Consider the following 16,311-nt stretch of genomic DNA (forward strand, 5'->3'; position numbering starts at 1 on the left):
ATTAAGCACCTCCTTCTTCAGAAGAAACTGCTAAACTTGATACATAGTTTTCATACAAATTAACAACTGCTTGTTGGAATTTATCAAACGTTCCAAAAGTATCCATAATAGCCCGTTGCTCATAAATTAAAATGGTATCCTCTTTGGAATAATTCAAAATTTGAGCGTTGTTTTCTTTAATTAATGCCGGTACCGTCTGTGCTTTAGCATCAGCTGCGTCCAAATGTTGTAACCGTTCTTTAAGCACTTCACGTTGCTCAGATTGACCACGATTCCCAAATAGTCCACCACGTTCTTCAGTAGCTGATAATTGTGCAACCAATTGTGTACGTTCAGCATCACGTTGATTTTGATCATCAATCACTTTCTGTAGTGTTTCATTTGCACGTGTGGTATCTTCAATGACTTGCGCATGATAACGTTCCCCACGTTCTGCTAAGCTAACAGCTTTAACTAATTTTTCATACTCATCATCATCGAAAATAAAATTAACCGCTAATGGATCTAAAATACCGAAATGACGACGATCCCACCAATTTCCAAAGTACAATTGGAAAACACCCAACTGCGTTTCTTCATAGTAAAAGAATGGGAAGGTTTTTGATAAGTAACTAATTAACTTTTGTCCCAAATAATGACTTAATTCATCTTGGATATCATCTACCAACGTTGCTAATGGTCGATTAGATTCCGTTTCGGATTTATGAAGCACCTTTGAATCATACTTTTGATTATCTAGTAATTCATAAACCTTACGATCATCCCCCGAAACAACCGCATTTTTAATTTCTGCTAAATAATCTAGCTTCCTTTGCAGTTTTTGTTGTAACACGGATTGATCTGACGGTAAATCTGTCTGAATATATGGCGTACTTTCCATCTCAACCCCTCCTATTTTTATTGATAACTTATAAATGCTAACGGATAAAAATCCGCCTACTACTATCATACAACGAGAATGCAAAAAACAACGCTACTTAAGATTAAGATAGCGCTGTTTTTTATAAGTTTTTAAAAAATTTTAGTATTGTTCTAGATAATTATCAATTTCCCATTGTGAAACTTCACGACGATATGATTGATATTCAAGACGCTTAGCATCAACAAAAGTTCTTGCCATATGCGCACCAATAGCTGATGTAATCACTTCGTCTTCTTCCAACTTGTTTACTGATTCTAACAATGTATCAGGTAAATCAGTAATACCAGCACGACGACGCTCACCTTCATCCATCAAGTAGATGTTACGATCAACGGCATGATTTGGTTCTAACTTGCGCTCGATACCATCAAGACCTGATGCCAAAATTGCAGCGAAGGCTAAGTATGGATTTGCTGTTGGGTCAACAGAACGCAACTCCAAACGAGTTGAGTTACCACGTGAAGCTGGCACACGAACCATTGGTGAACGGTTAGAACCTGACCAAGCAATGTAAACTGGTGCCTCAAATCCTGGCGTCAAACGCTTGTATGAGTTAACAGTTGGATTTGTAAGTGCGGTAAAGTTAGCAGCGTGTTCTAGCATACCACCTAAGAAGTGGTAAGCTGTGTCTGAAAGTTGCAACTCGCCATTTTCATCATAAAAGACGTTACCATCTTCATTGAATAATGACATGTTGGTGTGCATACCATTACCATTAATACCTGAAATTGGCTTTGGCAAGAAGGTTGCATACAAACCATGCTTACGAGCAATTGTTTTAACAATTAATTTAAATGTCTGGATATTATCAGCTGCGTCTAATGCTTCAGCATACTTGAAGTCAACTTCGTGTTGTCCTGGTGCAACTTCGTGGTGAGCAGCTTCTACTTCAAAGCCCATCTTTTCCATTTCAAGCACAATTTCACGACGTGTATTCTCACCCATGTCTAGTGGTGCCAAATCGAAGTAACCACCCTTATCGTTTAGCTTCATCGTTGGCTTACCATTTTCATCTAACTTTAATAGGAAGAACTCAGGCTCAGTACCAATATTAAATGTGCTAAAGCCATCACTCTCCATCTGCTTAAGCACACGCTTCAAGTTGTTTCGTGGGTCACCCGCAAATGGTTCACGATCAGATGTGTAAATATCAGCAATTAAACGTGCAACTTTTCCACCATGTTCATCGGTTGCCCATGGGAAAATCATGAAAGTAGCTAAATCAGGGTAAAGGTACATGTCTGACTCTTCAATACGAACAAATCCCTCAATTGATGAACCATCAAACATCAAGTTGTTTGATAATACTTTTTCTAGTTGCGAAACTGGGACCTCGACATTTTTAATATTGCCAAAAACATCTGAAAACTGTAAACGCAAAAACTCAACATTTTCATCTACAATCTTCTGTCGAATATCATCTTTTGTATATGCTCTACGTACCATTAATCCACGTCTCCTTGTTCTATATGTCTAAAACTTTTGCTGACCATTAAAACGACCAATATTTAACAACTCATCTGCTAACATGTGTCGCAAACTCTCTTCGGAAGGATCGGCATTTTGCTGTCGACGTTTTTGCTTAGCATCAACTTCACGAATTTCAGCCACAGTATAACCTGCATCTAAATATTCAGCAATTTGAAGCAATCGATCAACATCATCCAAAGAAAAACGACGTTGCTTACCAGCCCCTCTTTGTGGTTTAACTAAACCTTGTTGATCGTAATAACGCACCTGACGATCAGTTAACCCTGTTAACTCTCGTACGACGCTCATCGGTAAAACAGCTAAATCACGTTGTAATTCTCGTTTACTCATATTACCGACCTCCCTATGATATGAATAGAATAATACCACGCTCTATTTCACAGATGTGCTTTCATGTTAGTTATTCTAACACGAATTGGTTTAATTGGTCCATGATTTGGTCTAGTTGGTCAGGATACTGCACAAGATCATACCAATGAATGTCGGAAAACTGGTTATTAAACCAGGTCATTTGTCGTTTTGCATAACGTCTTGAATTCCGCTTTAATAAGGCGACTGCATCTTCATAAGAACTCGTGCCATCTAAATAACCAAACAGCTCCTTATAACCAATCGCACGTTGGGCAGTGCTGTCTGCCGGTAATTGCTGCACAAATTTGGCTTCATCCAAAATACCGGCTGTCATCATTAAATCAACCCGCTGATTAATGCAATCGTACAATACCGATCGATCAGTTGTCAGACCAATAATCGCAGCATCATAGCGCCGTTTCGGCTCTGGTTGTAAGTCAGAAAAAGGTTGTCCGATATGGGTACTAACTAATAAAGCACGAACTAAACGGCGAATTTGCCCTGGTAAAATACGCGCCTCACTTGTCGCATCCACTGCTTTTAGAGCTTCACGTAGCACTGCTTCCCCCTCTTCATGGGCAATTTTCGTCCAATGAGCCACAAATTCAGGATCATCAACATCAGGAATAACTGCCAATGGGCGATCACCTAATAATGCTTGTACATAAAAGCCAGTGCCTCCAACTAAAATCGGTAAATGACCACGTGCAGTAATCTCGTTAATCGACGTTTGAGCTGCTGACACAAATTTTGCAGCTGAATAATTTTCAGTTGGATCAATAATATCAATTAAATGATGTGGGGCTTGTGCTTGTTCGTCCGGAGTGGCTTTCGCTGTCCCAATATCCAACCCGCGATAAATTTGCATCGAATCCCCAGAAACAATCTCACCATTATATTTTTGCGCAATTTTTAAAGACAGCGCTGTCTTGCCAACTGCAGTCGGACCAACAATGACTACTAACTTTTGCATACTTATTTTCCTTTTTGATACTTTGCAGCTTGTTTGATATTATCAGTAATCACTGCTGCTACTGGTAAATGCATTAACAACCATGTCACTGATGGCCGATTAATGGTCCACCAATAAGTTGGTAACCACCATGGTGAAAAAATACGTAACGGTAAATAACGATAATCCAAGTTCACTTGCTGGATAACTTTTTTCTTTGCTAATCGCCAGCTCTTTTTGTTTGGATAATGACGCAAATAACCAATGGCAATATTTTGATCCAAATCACGCCAAGTTAACAATGGTTGTTCCCAAAATGATTGCAACATAACTGGGTTTTCAAAATGACGTTTTTTCAATTGTTTATATAATCTTTCGGCACCTTCGGCACCTTTTAATTCAATTAATAATAAGCCTTGATAATTTGTCTGCTCAATTAAATCCAAAAAATCATTAAATGTTGGCAACATATCAGTTGATTCGTCATTAATGTCATGCTTAAGGACTAAGCGATTATTACTTAATTGCACATCTATTTCTAAACCATCGGCATGGCCATCAATTGCTCGTTGAAATGCTGAGATAGAATTTTCAGGAGTGCCATGATCATGCACACCACGATGGGCAATAACAGTCTTTTTTGGTAAGTTCATTTTTATACCTCTATTTATTAAATGGTTATAAATATGTTAAAATAATTTTAACAAATATTTGGAGGAACATAACATGAAAAAATTTGGGGCAGGACTTCTAACAGGGGTTGTCGGCACAATAGCTGCTACTGCAGCAACTGCTTTTACTTTCCATAAAGTTGCGGTTGAGCCAATCGAAGAAGAAGAAGCAAAGTTTGAAGAAACTGAACGTAAATCTGCTCGTAAGGCTGCACAATCACACGGCAACCGTTTTTAATTTAAACTAATATCATAACAAAAGCCAGCTAGATGAACCATAAATCATATTATGTTTCAATCATCTAACTGGCTTTTTAATTTACTATTGGTTTGACTTAACTTTGCCTGTATAAGAGTTAAAACCACCCTTCAATACATAAATCTTATCGTAACCATCTTTTTTCAAAATCTTAGCAATACGAGCCACAAATTGGCCGTTTTCATCATACAAGAAAACGGGCTTATCTTGACGAATTGCAGCATGGTTATCTTTTAGTAACATATATTGGATGTTACGCGCACCAAAAACATGCTTTGACTTAAATTTTGAAGGTTCACGAATATCAATAATGTCGTGACCATGGCTTTGCTTTTCAAATTCTTCACCAGTCAATACTGTTGCTGATTGTTTTAATAAAGTCTTTGTCCAAAGGCGACTACCAATAATCCATAGTAGCCAAATTAAAATTATTATAAATAGCGTCATCCACATGCTAAATTTCCCCATTTCTTAAGTCAATACTTATAATATCATATCAAAAATTGACCAATAAATCTTTGAAAATATATTATTTTGTTTTGTGTTTAATAGAAATTAAAAGATTTCTAACTTCTGCACTAATCTTTTCACAATAAAAAGGGCTGGATAATTAAATTCCAACCCTTATCAAAAATATTTGCTATCAATAATACACTTTTATTAGTGAATAAATGTCAAACCTGCAGCTGAAATCGTACGTGTGTGGTATGCCATACCAGCATAATTTCCTTCTGAAATTGAAACAGAACCACCATTAACAGCATCAACAACAGCTACGTGACCCAATGCACCAGCTCCTTGCTCACCTGGCGCAAAGACAACAACAGCACCGACAGCTGGTTGACCATCAACAGTGCGACCGGCAGCAGCGGCTGATGAAGCCCATCCTGAAGCATTACCCCAGTTGTTGCCAACCCATGACAAGGCGTTCTTTACAAACCAAGTACATTGACCAGCTGGGTATGAATTACCAGCAGTACTGTAAGTTGGGGCTGCCGTCTTTTGTGGTGCTGCAGGTTGTGCAGTTGCGACCGTCTTTTCTACAGTAGGTTGTGTATTTGTTTGTGGCTTAGCAGCTGCTTGTGGCTTAGGTGCAGCAGCTTTTTGTTCTGGTGCTTTTTGGTTAGCTGTCTTTTGTGGTGCTGCTTGCTTATCAGCATTATCAACATCTAACTTCAATACTTCACCAACACTGATCATGTGAATATCTGACACACCATTAGCAGCGGCAATATCTTCAACTGATTCACCAGTAGCTTCTGCAATAGTTGAAAGTGTATCACCTGATTGTACTTGATATTCTTTACCAGCTGTTAGTAGAACTGACTTAACATCATCAACTGTCTTGGCACGCCATGAAGCATGTGTGTCACTATCAGCCTTAGTTTCATCAGCTGATACTGTTGACGTATGTGTCATAGGTAAAATTGCAGCTGCAGCGACAGTAGCAGCGGCTACAAGCCAGTTTTTGTTTGAACGTTGTGCATTTGAAGTCATCGTTTTTATTCCCCTTGAATGTAATTACTCTCTGAAAGATAATGAAATTATAACAAGCTCATTTAACATATAAGTTACATTGATATAACAAACTTTAATAAATTTTTAGAATTGCTGATAATCCTTAAAATAAAAAGGGTTAATATTTGACAAAAAAGAGAAGGCGCTAACTGAAGCGCCTTCTCGCTTTAAACTATTTATTTTTATGCTTCTTGTGCTTGCAAAGCTAATGATGCAGCACCGTATGCACCAGCATCATTTCCTAATTCAGCTAGCTTTAGCTCAGTAACATTACGAGTCATCTTAAAAGCAAAATCATTAAAGTTCTTCTTAACCTTGTCTAACAAGAAATCACCAGCGGCAGACACACCACCACCAATAACAATAGCTGAAGGATTTAGCATGTTTGCAATATTTGCAGTTGCAAGTCCAAGATAGAATGATACTTTATCAACTACTTCATTTGCTAGGTAATCACCAGTTTGAGCTAAATCAAAGACAATCTTTGATGTCACTTCATCCCCATTTGCAACCATTGACTTTAGCTTTGAATCACCAGCGTAAGCATCGGCATAATCATGAGCTAAACGAACAATTCCAGTAGCTGATGTGTATTGTTCTAGACAACCATAGTTTCCACAAGTACATTGGTAACCACCAGGTTCAACAATCATATGACCAATCTCACCAGCAGCACCCTTAGCACCGTGTACTAACTTACCACCATCAACAATTCCGCCACCAACACCTGTACCAAGTGTTACAAAGACAACTTCAGGTTGATTGTTTCCGGCACCACGCCATTGTTCACCCAAAGCAGCAGCATTGGCATCATTGTCGATACCGATATTAAAGCCCAAACCTGCTTCTAAATCAGCTTTAACATTTTGTGGCTCTTTCCAATTTAGGTTAAAGGCACCCTGAACTGTACCGTCTTTTTGATTGACTGTTCCAGGAGTTCCCATACCAACACCAATAATTCGTTCTCTATCTAATTGGTAAAGATCCAAATGATAATTAATTGAATCAATAATATCAGGAACAATATGACTACCTTCATCCATGATATTTGTCTTAATAGACCACTTCTGTTGGATTTCACCAGTAGATGTCATAATTGCAAATTTAATTGTTGTTCCACCTAAATCAATCCCGATTAATTTATCTTTAGCCATAGTTAAAACCTCTTTTTTAAATATTATGAAATAGTCAACGCTTTCTTTCACATTATACCGACAATAAGTCAATTATACAACACTTTGTGAAATCGTTTACAATTAATTTTCTTGTCTTTTTTCTTCCTCTTCATGTTCACGTGTTAATACCAATTTAATTTGTGCATATCTCTTGGCATCGAGTAACCCAGCTTTGTACATATTGTCAATTTCAATAGCTGCTAATTCAATATCCCACAAGCGATTCCCTAAATGAATGTAGATATCATATTTTTTTAACAACTGTAATACATCTAAAAAGGTCTTCATTTTATTATCCTTTCAACTTAACGATAAAAAGTCATAATTAACAAGACAATAATATAAATCAGCCATGCTAAGACACCCACAAATTTCTGCTTTTGCGTTGCTTCATTTTTTAGTAAGACTGGCGCTAACAAAAAGCCTGATACTAGGCCACCAATATGGGCGGTAATTGCAACATTACTACCTAGAAATACTGGAATCAGCGACAAAATAACAAAAATCGTTAATGTCTTAGCTTGTGCTAACCAGTAACCTTGATTGTCTAAAATACCCAAGACAAAAATCATCCCGAATAGACCGAAAATAGCGCCTGATGCCCCTGCAGAAATGGTATTAGTTGCGCCAAAGGCTAGACTAGTCAAACTACCAGTTATTAAAGCAAGTATATAATTAATACTAAACCGTAAGCTACCAAAATATTGTTCCAGTAACCGACCAAGATAGTATAACGTAATCATGTTTAGCACTAAATGCATCAAGGTAACATGTAAAAAACCAGCTGTCAGTATTCGCCACCACTGACCAAATAAAATAACAGCTGGTGAAAACAATGCTCCCATACGGTATAATGCTGGCGTCATAATATTAATACTATGACTCACTAATACCTCAAGACAAAAGATAATCACCATTAATATGACTAGGCTAACCGTTACCGGTGCTTCACGCCACGCGTTTTTAAAATTATTCATTCTTTATTCCTTATCTAATAAGATGACCTGATCAACTCCTTGATCAGTTGCTTCAATTGGCCAAACTGCTTTTGAGTACACATTTGTACTGATTGACACAGCAACTTTAGGAGCAACTACGTGTGGTAACCAACGATCATAATAACCACCACCAAAACCTACCCGTTGGCCGTCAATTGTAAAAACAACCCCTGGCACTAACACAAAATCAATTTCATCAGGTGCAACGATACGTCCATCGACTGGTTCTAGCATACCAAATTTATGACGGGCATACTGCGTTGTTTGATCAATCGTCACAAATACCATTTGTTTATGTGGTAATACCCGTGGTAAAACAACTGTTTTATGTTGCAACAATGCTGTTTGAATCAATAATTCAGTTGATAGTTCATCCCCTTGTGACATGGTCAACGCTACGACAGTCGCAGTATGCCATGCTGGCAACATTGTGACGGCTTTAACCATTTGTTGCATATAACTTGTACGTTCTGCAACCGATAATGCGGCCAACTGGTTTAATCCATCTTCACGTACTGCCTGTTTCGTTACCATATTTCCTCCGTATAACAAAAGCACTAAATGTTATATCCAATTTTTGCGGATTCATTTAGTGCTTTCATAATCAACTATTTATCAGCCGCTTTATCGGCTTCACTTGAATGTTCAACATCCTTCCAGTATGCCGCATAAAGTTGCTTTGCAATTTTTTGATTGACGTTTTCATTTGATTTATCAACACCAGGCACAACAATTGCCAAAGCGACATCAGAGTTAGGTACAAATGAAATCAACGAACTTGTCAAAGTTGACTGTCCATTAGTAAATGTTTCAGCAGTACCTGTCTTAGCAGATACAGCCGGCTTAATATCCTTCAAACCAGCACCAGTTGCATAACTTGAACTACTGTGAACAACTTGATTCATACCATCCCAAATCTTTTGTCGTTGTGCAGCGGTCCAATTAACCGTTCCCATGACTTCAGTTGGAATTGTGGTTGTGACTTCACGGTTCTTATCGTTACGACTCGTGATTGATTCTACAATATGTGGCCGTACACGGTAACCACCATTAGCAATGGTTGCTGCATATTGTGCTAGTTGCATAGTCGTATACGTATCATATTGACCGAATGACTCATCCAAAGCTTTACCAATATCTGAACGATCAGTTTTACCACGAATACCAGTGATTTCACCTGGTAAATCAATTCCAGTCTTAACACCTAAACCAAAACGTGAGAAACCATCACGCATTGTTTGGAAGACACTAGTTGGCAATGAAGCTAATGACATACCTTCATAATAGTTCAAACCACCTAGTTTCAACATAACTTGCATAACATACGTGTTAGAAGACATCATCAAGGCCTTGTCAGCTGTCAATGGCATATTACCACTACCATTTTGGTTCCACCATGACGTCTTCGGTGATGTTCCAGCAACACGAATTGGTTGATCAGTTATAACGTCATTTTGTGGCGTTATAACATTATTCATAAACCCAGTTGTAATGGTTGCTGGCTTAACAACAGATCCCACAACATTAGCTTGGTTAACCGTTGATAAAGCATCGGATGTCAAAGAGCCGGTTGATGAATCACGATTAACACCAGAACTAGCGTACACACCACCAGTCTTAGGATTCAAAACAACTGCATACGCACCAGTTGTATTACCACCAGGAATATTATCACGTAAAATCTTTTCGACATCTGACTGGAACTTATTATTGATGGTTAGATTCAAATTATTTCCAGCTTCACCCTTGTAAAGCGTCTTTTCAGTTGTCTTATCATCTTTATCCGTTGTAACTTTTACGCGACCCTTTGAACCTTTCAAAGTATCTTCGTATTGCTTCTCTAAGTATGACGTTCCCACAATATCATCACGAGAGTATCCCTTGGTTAGCAATTCATTAACTGAATCAGAAGGTAGTCCACTCTTTGAAGTTGAAGTCGCACCAATCAATGATTTAATATCCTGACCACCAGGATAGTCACGTGTGTAGTAAATACCGACACGCACACCTGGCATCTTTGACTGACGCTCACCAATGTTAGCAATTTCGTTTTGCGAAACATCATTTTCCTTCAAATAGACTGTTGAAAGCGAATAAGCGTTTGACATCTTTTGGAAAATAACCGCTTTATTCATTTGCTTATCATTTAAGGTATATTTCTTAGAATGTTCCTTAATATAATTTGTTAAGTCGTCTACATATTGATCCGTACCCGGTGCAGCAGCTGTACCGGCATCCTTAGCAACTGCGTTAGCGCGCTTCTTTGATTGAATATAATACATGGCAAAGTTTTGTTTAGAAACTTCATCCTTATCAACATTCACATAATTACCAACTTGGTTGGCAATCTTGTACATCTTTTCATTTGTAATTGTACGTGGCTTTGTATAAGTAATGGCTTGTGAGCCCTTATTTGTGACTAACACCTTACCAGTACTGTCATAAATTAGACCACGTTGTACATTTGTTTTTTCAATACTAGATTCAGAACTGGTAACCTCTGTTTTATATTTAGCACTATCTGTGATTTGTAAATCAACTAATCGCCAGCCTAATGCCACTAGCATTAAAATCACAATACCCATTAAAACGTTCAACCGCACAGGGATCCGTGACATTGATCCTTTTTTGATCTTTCGCCGACCACCACGGCGTTTAGGAGATTGCATAATCTAAACCCTTTCCTTCATACTCTAATCTACTAATTGTAGCATAAAAAAAGATAATCATACCTTAATGAAATAATTGAAAAATAAAATTTATACCACGAGTTAATTATAAATCGTAGTCGAGTCGTTGTCATTTTTATGTTTTAATAGAGGTAATTGAAATTTTTGGGAGAACAATAATATGTCTAAAACACTTAATCCACTTAAATGGCGTGCTTCGACCAAAGCATTATGGATTAGTTTCCTATTACCTGCTCTCATCATGTTAATTTATTTTGCCAGTCGCCACATGGCGCCTTTTGGCTCAAGTTCTATTTTAACAGTTGATTTAGGGCAGCAATACATTGATTTTTTTGCTGGCTTTCGGCAAACAATTTTGCATGATCCACAACGCATTTTTTATGACTTTGCTAAAGGACTGGGTGGTGAAACATATGGTGATTGGGCCTATTATCTGTTAAGTCCAACCAACTTTTTACTATTACCATTTTCAAATGTTTATCTTCCAACAGCTATTCTATTATTAACGGTCATTAAATATGGCTTAGCAGGTTGGAGTTTTGCATTTGCAATCCATAAAATTAAATGGCAAACAAATTGGCGCCTACCATGGTTTGCTACCACGTATGCCATGATGGGCTGGTTTGTGGCGAATGACTTAAACATCCTTTGGCTGGATGCGGCAATCTTATTACCACTCATTGTCATCGGTTTAGAATATTATCTAACCCATAAAAAGGGGTGGCCATTTATTGTCGCCTTAACAGCCGTTATCGTTATTAATTATTACATGGCCTACATGATTGGCGTTTTCTTGATATTGTACTTCATCTGGCGCTTGACTTGGCAAGCCTATCCTATTAAAGAACGTTTAACCATGGGCTATCGCTTTATCATTGGTGGCATTACCAGTATTGGTCTAGCGACAGTTGTTTGGTTACCAACGGCATTTACCTTAATGAATAGTAAAGGGCAACACATGTTAGATAATCTCAGTTGGAAATTTGATTATCAGCCTGCCGATATTCTAGCCAAACTATTTTTAGGTACATTCAATTTTGAACAGATGCCAACTGGTCTGCCCAATATATTTATTGGTAGTTTACCTATTATAGTTGTTTGGTTTTTCTTTACTTATAAAAATATTCGTTGGCAAACCCGCTTAACTGCGCTCATTATTACGGCTATTTTAGTTGTCTCAATGATGTATGCTCCTCTTAATTTATTGTGGCATGGTTTCCAATTCCCAGTATGGTACCCTTACCGATTTTCATACGTCTTCAGTTTTTGGCTACTATGGTTAGCGGCGTCAATTTGGTCACCGTCATTACGACTTTCGTGGCCACAATTCTTCTCACTATTCGTACTAGCGAGTGGTGTCGTCATTTATTTGATTACTCGTCTTGATGACTTGGATTTCATTTCTGAACCACAATTGTATATGGGCAGCTGTTTCTTTATAGCACTACTACTGCTACACATTACACCCAGTCAGATGCGATTATGGTTACCTGTCGTCACCCTAATTGTAATTGGTGAAATGACAACAAGTACCATTTGGACTTTAAATAACTTTAGTTACTTAACAAATACTGAATATCAAAATTATATTCGTAGTTTAAATAAAATCACGCAGCATTTACCAAAGAATGATCATGACTTTTATCGTGTTGCACAATCGTTTCAGCGTACTAAAGGCGACCCACTGCAAGGTAATTACCATGGTGCTTCAACCTTTAGTTCAGCACTTGAACACCAACAAAGCGATATCATGGCAGCTCTTGGGCAACCCGAAGGTGATAATTATATTACCTATTCGAGCGGTACTTTAATGTCTGATTCGTTATTGGGAATGCGTTATTTGTTACAACCAACTGGTACGGATCCTAATGTTAGTGGTACGCCAACCAATATGCAAACTTATGCGCGTTCAGATACCAATGGTAGTTACCAACTTGTTAAACAAACCAAGCAGGCTATTTTATCGCAGAATCCTAATGCACTCCCATTAGGTTTTGCCGCTAATAAGGACGTGCAACAAATAGCTTTTAAAGATAATGATCCTTTGCGTAATCAAAATGTGCTTTGGGACAGCCTAACAAATAAGCAACAAGAGCCTATTTTCAAGAGCGTTAATTTTTCACAATCAAGCTCAGACAATATAAACGCCCCCACAACAATTACCGGTGCATACTTAAAGAAACAAAATACCAAGGCTGATGCTAGTTTAACGTTATCTTATACGCCAACGACTGATGATCCTTATTATTTGACGTTAGGAAATGCTGTTACAAATGACAACGTCGATATCCAATTAAATGGCCAAACGTTGCCAGCAGTACCTAGTCACCGGCATACAATTATCTTACCGATGCCAGCTTATGCTAAAGGTCAGAAACAAGAGATAACATTCATTCTTAAGAAAAAGGACGTCTGGTTGCAAAATGTTTCCTTGTATCAGAGTAACCGTGAGATAGTTGATCAGCAAGCTAAGCAATTGCAGAAGCATCCATATAAGATTACAAAGCAGTCGCCTACAAAGATTACTGGACGTATCACCATCCCCAATAAAAACGATATGATGATGACAACGATTCCAAATTCAAGTGGCTGGCAAGTAACTGTCGATGGTCATACCGTTAAGCCTAAAACAATTGGTAAATTCTTTATCGGCGTCCCATTAACTACTGGTTCACACGAAGTAACCTTTAAATTTAAAACGCCATTTTTCAAAATTGGCGCCATTATTTCGTTAGTTATGATACTATTAGTTATTGGTATTAAATGGTTTGTACCCCAGCAAAAGTAACCTGCTCCGTGTTAAAAGTTTTTCAAATAACTTTACACCTGTAACATAGCGTGGTAATGTAAATCTTGAAACTTTGGGGGAGAACCATTAATCAAAGAAATCATTATATTTACAGGAGAACATAGTCATGGCTGAAGAAAAAACATTTCCGATGACTCTCGAGGGAAAAGCCAAAATCGAAGAGGAATTAAATACATTAATTACAGAAACTCGTTCTGAAATTACAGGACGTATCCAATTAGCTCGTAGCTTTGGTGACCTATCAGAAAATTCTGAATATGCATCAGCAAAAGATGAACAAGCTTTTGTTGAAGGTCGTATCAAAACACTACAAAACATGCTAGACAATGCTGAAATCATTGATTCTTCAGAAATTGCTACGGATGAAGTGTCTGTTGGTAAGAAAGTAACCTTTAAAGAGCTTCCTGATGAAGAGCCCGAATCATACAGCATCGTTGGTGCGGTTGAAGCCAACCCAACCGAAGGTAAAATTTCAAATGAATCACCAATTGCTGCTGCCTTAATTAGCCACAAGGTCGGTGATAAAGTCTCTGTTTCACTACCAAATGGTTTTGATATGGACGTTGAAATTCTTTCAGTTGAAGTTGCGGAATAAATAAGCAAAAACAACCATGGACAAAATCCATGGTTGTTTTTTTGTGTAATCATTTAGGCTTGGGCAATCACTTGTAATACTTCTTTACCATACTTATCAGCCTTTGCTTGTCCAATACCTGAAATGTTGAGTAATTCAGCCATTGTCGTTGGGCGTTCACGTGCTAAAGCAACTAACGTCCGATCATTAAAGATAATAAACGAAGGTATTGACGTCTTCTTTGATAATTCTAAACGCCATGCTCGTAATTGTTTAAATACTACCTGTTCAGAATCATTTAAATCATCCTGCGTTAACGGCGTATCCGCACTAACCCGTTCATCCAAGCTCGCTTGGGTATGGCGCTGCATCACTTTAATTTCACCACGTAACACCTGTAAACCGGTCTTTGATACCGTCAAGCCATGATATTCACCAGTAATTTGTAAATAACCAGATGCCAACAAGAAATCAATCATTGCTGTAATTCGCACACGTGGCACACCCTGCATTAACCCAAATGTTGGCAACTGATCAAAATGAGCCCACTTAAATTTATCAGGGACACGACCACGCAAAGTTTCTGCCGTAACCATTTTACCGAAGGCATCTTTATTTTGTCGTGAATTACGCATACGGACAACATGGCTCAGCACTTTCTGAGCATCGGTTGTAACATCGGATACCTGGCGAGTATCCAAACAGTTCGTACAATGGCCACATGGCAAGGTTTCCTCACCAAAATAACGGGTAATATACTGTTGTAAACACACAGTCGTTGCCCCATAATTGGCCATTTCTTGTAACTTTTGCTTTTGTAAGCGTTGATAGTCAGTCGTTTGATTATCACTGTTTTCAATAAAGAAACGTTGGGTCTGCAAATCGGCAGCTGAATATAACAAAATCGCTTCTGAAGGCAAACCATCACGGCCGGCACGTCCAATTTCTTGATAATAAGCTTCTATCGATCCAGGAATACTGTAATGCAACACAAACCGAACGTTTGATTTATTAATCCCCATCCCAAAAGCATTCGTCGCCACAACGACATTTGCGCGATCAAACAAAAAGTCATCCTGCGCTTGTGAACGTTCTTCATCTGTCAAACCAGCATGATAACCAACCGCTGAAATACCACGACTAATCAAGTAATCAGTCACACTGGTTACCAATTTACGTGTTGGTACATAAATAATTCCAGCATCATCAATATGTTTTTTCACATAACGATAGACAAAAGTATCTTTATCTTTTTTCTTCAAACCTGTTTCTAGCCGAATCGTTAAATTATCACGAACAACACTAGTACGCACAGTATGTTGAATGGCTAACCGGTTTTCTAAGTCTGTTTGCACCCGCTTAGTTGCCGTTGCCGTCAAAGCCATCAAACGAGGAGCTGACATCAGGTTATTAATCAAATCAACTGCTTCCAAATAGCTAGGTCGAAAATCATGGCCCCATTGCGATAACACATGCACTTCGTCAATCACAACTAATGAAACATGCAAACGATTCAACAAGGCATACGTACCTTCACTCTTTAAACGTTCTGGTGCCAAATATAATAATTTAGCTTGTTCATTTAGTAAATGATTCATGGCATAACGATATTCTTCCTCATCCTGGGTAGAATTTAAAGTTACTGCATCAATCCCATTAGCAACTAATTCATCAACCTGGTTTTTCATCAAAGAAATGAGCGGTGATATGACGACAGTTATGCCAGGCAACATCAGTGCTGGGATTTGATAAGTCAAAGACTTACCACCACCCGTGGGCATAATACCAAGTGTCCGTTCACCAGCTAATACAGCATCAATAATTTCAGCTTGACCTTCACGAAAATCATCATAGCCAAATACCTGCTGTAGCGTTTCTAATGCTGATTGCATAATTCCTCC

The 16,311-nt window shown here is 38.2% G+C and carries 16 protein-coding genes; 3 read left to right on the forward strand and 13 right to left on the reverse strand.

Annotated features, from left to right (window positions below):
- Position 1: 1 nt before the first annotated feature.
- The 5 genes from ACSYSF_RS06435 to ACSYSF_RS06455 form a co-directional block, all read right to left on the reverse strand.
- Positions 2-880: a hypothetical protein gene (locus ACSYSF_RS06435; RefSeq protein WP_489867207.1), complete on the reverse strand. Its 879-nt coding sequence runs from the start codon at positions 878-880 to the stop codon at positions 2-4.
- Positions 881-1,021: 141 nt separating this feature from the next.
- Positions 1,022-2,368: a type I glutamate--ammonia ligase gene (glnA, locus tag ACSYSF_RS06440; RefSeq protein ID WP_489867208.1), complete on the reverse strand. Its 1,347-nt coding sequence runs from the start codon at positions 2,366-2,368 to the stop codon at positions 1,022-1,024.
- A 27-nt stretch (positions 2,369-2,395) separates the two neighbouring features.
- A complete protein-coding gene (locus ACSYSF_RS06445; RefSeq protein ID WP_489867209.1) occupies positions 2,396-2,743 on the reverse strand; it encodes a MerR family transcriptional regulator in 348 nt (115 codons plus the stop codon).
- Positions 2,744-2,813: 70 nt separating this feature from the next.
- Positions 2,814-3,737, reverse strand: a complete 924-nt coding sequence (gene miaA / locus ACSYSF_RS06450; protein ID WP_489867210.1) for a tRNA (adenosine(37)-N6)-dimethylallyltransferase MiaA — start codon at positions 3,735-3,737, stop codon at positions 2,814-2,816.
- Between the two features lie 2 nt (positions 3,738-3,739).
- Positions 3,740-4,369, reverse strand: coding sequence for a glycerophosphodiester phosphodiesterase (locus ACSYSF_RS06455; protein WP_489867211.1), 630 nt, complete (start codon positions 4,367-4,369; stop codon positions 3,740-3,742).
- Between the two features lie 73 nt (positions 4,370-4,442).
- On the opposite strand from ACSYSF_RS06455, the gene ACSYSF_RS06460 reads away from it, so the two are divergent.
- Complete coding sequence (locus ACSYSF_RS06460; protein WP_489867212.1) at positions 4,443-4,625, forward strand: DUF3042 family protein; 183 nt, start codon at positions 4,443-4,445, stop codon at positions 4,623-4,625.
- A gap of 84 nt (positions 4,626-4,709) precedes the next feature.
- Here the strand turns inward: ACSYSF_RS06460 and ACSYSF_RS06465 are convergent, their stop codons facing one another.
- The 7 genes from ACSYSF_RS06465 to ACSYSF_RS06495 form a co-directional block, all read right to left on the reverse strand.
- A complete protein-coding gene (locus ACSYSF_RS06465) occupies positions 4,710-5,099 on the reverse strand; it encodes a rhodanese-like domain-containing protein (RefSeq protein ID WP_489867213.1) in 390 nt (129 codons plus the stop codon).
- A gap of 207 nt (positions 5,100-5,306) precedes the next feature.
- Positions 5,307-6,143, reverse strand: a complete 837-nt coding sequence (locus ACSYSF_RS06470; RefSeq protein WP_489867214.1) for a COG3942 and LysM peptidoglycan-binding domain-containing protein — start codon at positions 6,141-6,143, stop codon at positions 5,307-5,309.
- A 203-nt stretch (positions 6,144-6,346) separates the two neighbouring features.
- Positions 6,347-7,318, reverse strand: coding sequence for an ROK family glucokinase (locus ACSYSF_RS06475; RefSeq protein ID WP_489867215.1), 972 nt, complete (start codon positions 7,316-7,318; stop codon positions 6,347-6,349).
- 102 nt (positions 7,319-7,420) lie between these two features.
- Positions 7,421-7,627 (reverse strand): YqgQ family protein, encoded by a 207-nt coding sequence (locus ACSYSF_RS06480; RefSeq protein ID WP_489867216.1) that lies wholly within the window; start codon positions 7,625-7,627, stop codon positions 7,421-7,423.
- A 17-nt stretch (positions 7,628-7,644) separates the two neighbouring features.
- Positions 7,645-8,316, reverse strand: coding sequence for a rhomboid family intramembrane serine protease (locus tag ACSYSF_RS06485; protein WP_489867217.1), 672 nt, complete (start codon positions 8,314-8,316; stop codon positions 7,645-7,647).
- A 3-nt stretch (positions 8,317-8,319) separates the two neighbouring features.
- Positions 8,320-8,871, reverse strand: coding sequence for a 5-formyltetrahydrofolate cyclo-ligase (locus ACSYSF_RS06490; RefSeq protein ID WP_489867218.1), 552 nt, complete (start codon positions 8,869-8,871; stop codon positions 8,320-8,322).
- Between the two features lie 74 nt (positions 8,872-8,945).
- Entirely contained in the window at positions 8,946-11,006 is a 2,061-nt protein-coding gene (locus ACSYSF_RS06495; RefSeq protein WP_489867219.1) for a peptidoglycan D,D-transpeptidase FtsI family protein, read from the reverse strand.
- A gap of 181 nt (positions 11,007-11,187) precedes the next feature.
- On the opposite strand from ACSYSF_RS06495, the gene ACSYSF_RS06500 reads away from it, so the two are divergent.
- Together ACSYSF_RS06500 and greA are read left to right on the forward strand one after the other, a co-directional pair.
- Positions 11,188-13,815, forward strand: a complete 2,628-nt coding sequence (locus ACSYSF_RS06500; RefSeq protein WP_489867220.1) for a YfhO family protein — start codon at positions 11,188-11,190, stop codon at positions 13,813-13,815.
- A 127-nt stretch (positions 13,816-13,942) separates the two neighbouring features.
- Positions 13,943-14,431, forward strand: coding sequence for a transcription elongation factor GreA (gene greA, locus ACSYSF_RS06505; RefSeq protein WP_489867221.1), 489 nt, complete (start codon positions 13,943-13,945; stop codon positions 14,429-14,431).
- A gap of 53 nt (positions 14,432-14,484) precedes the next feature.
- On the opposite strand, the gene recQ is transcribed toward greA, so the two are convergent.
- Entirely contained in the window at positions 14,485-16,302 is a 1,818-nt protein-coding gene (gene recQ, locus ACSYSF_RS06510) for a DNA helicase RecQ (protein WP_489867222.1), read from the reverse strand.
- Positions 16,303-16,311 lie beyond the last annotated feature (9 nt).

Source organism: Weissella sp. ESL1139, assembly GCF_058506735.1.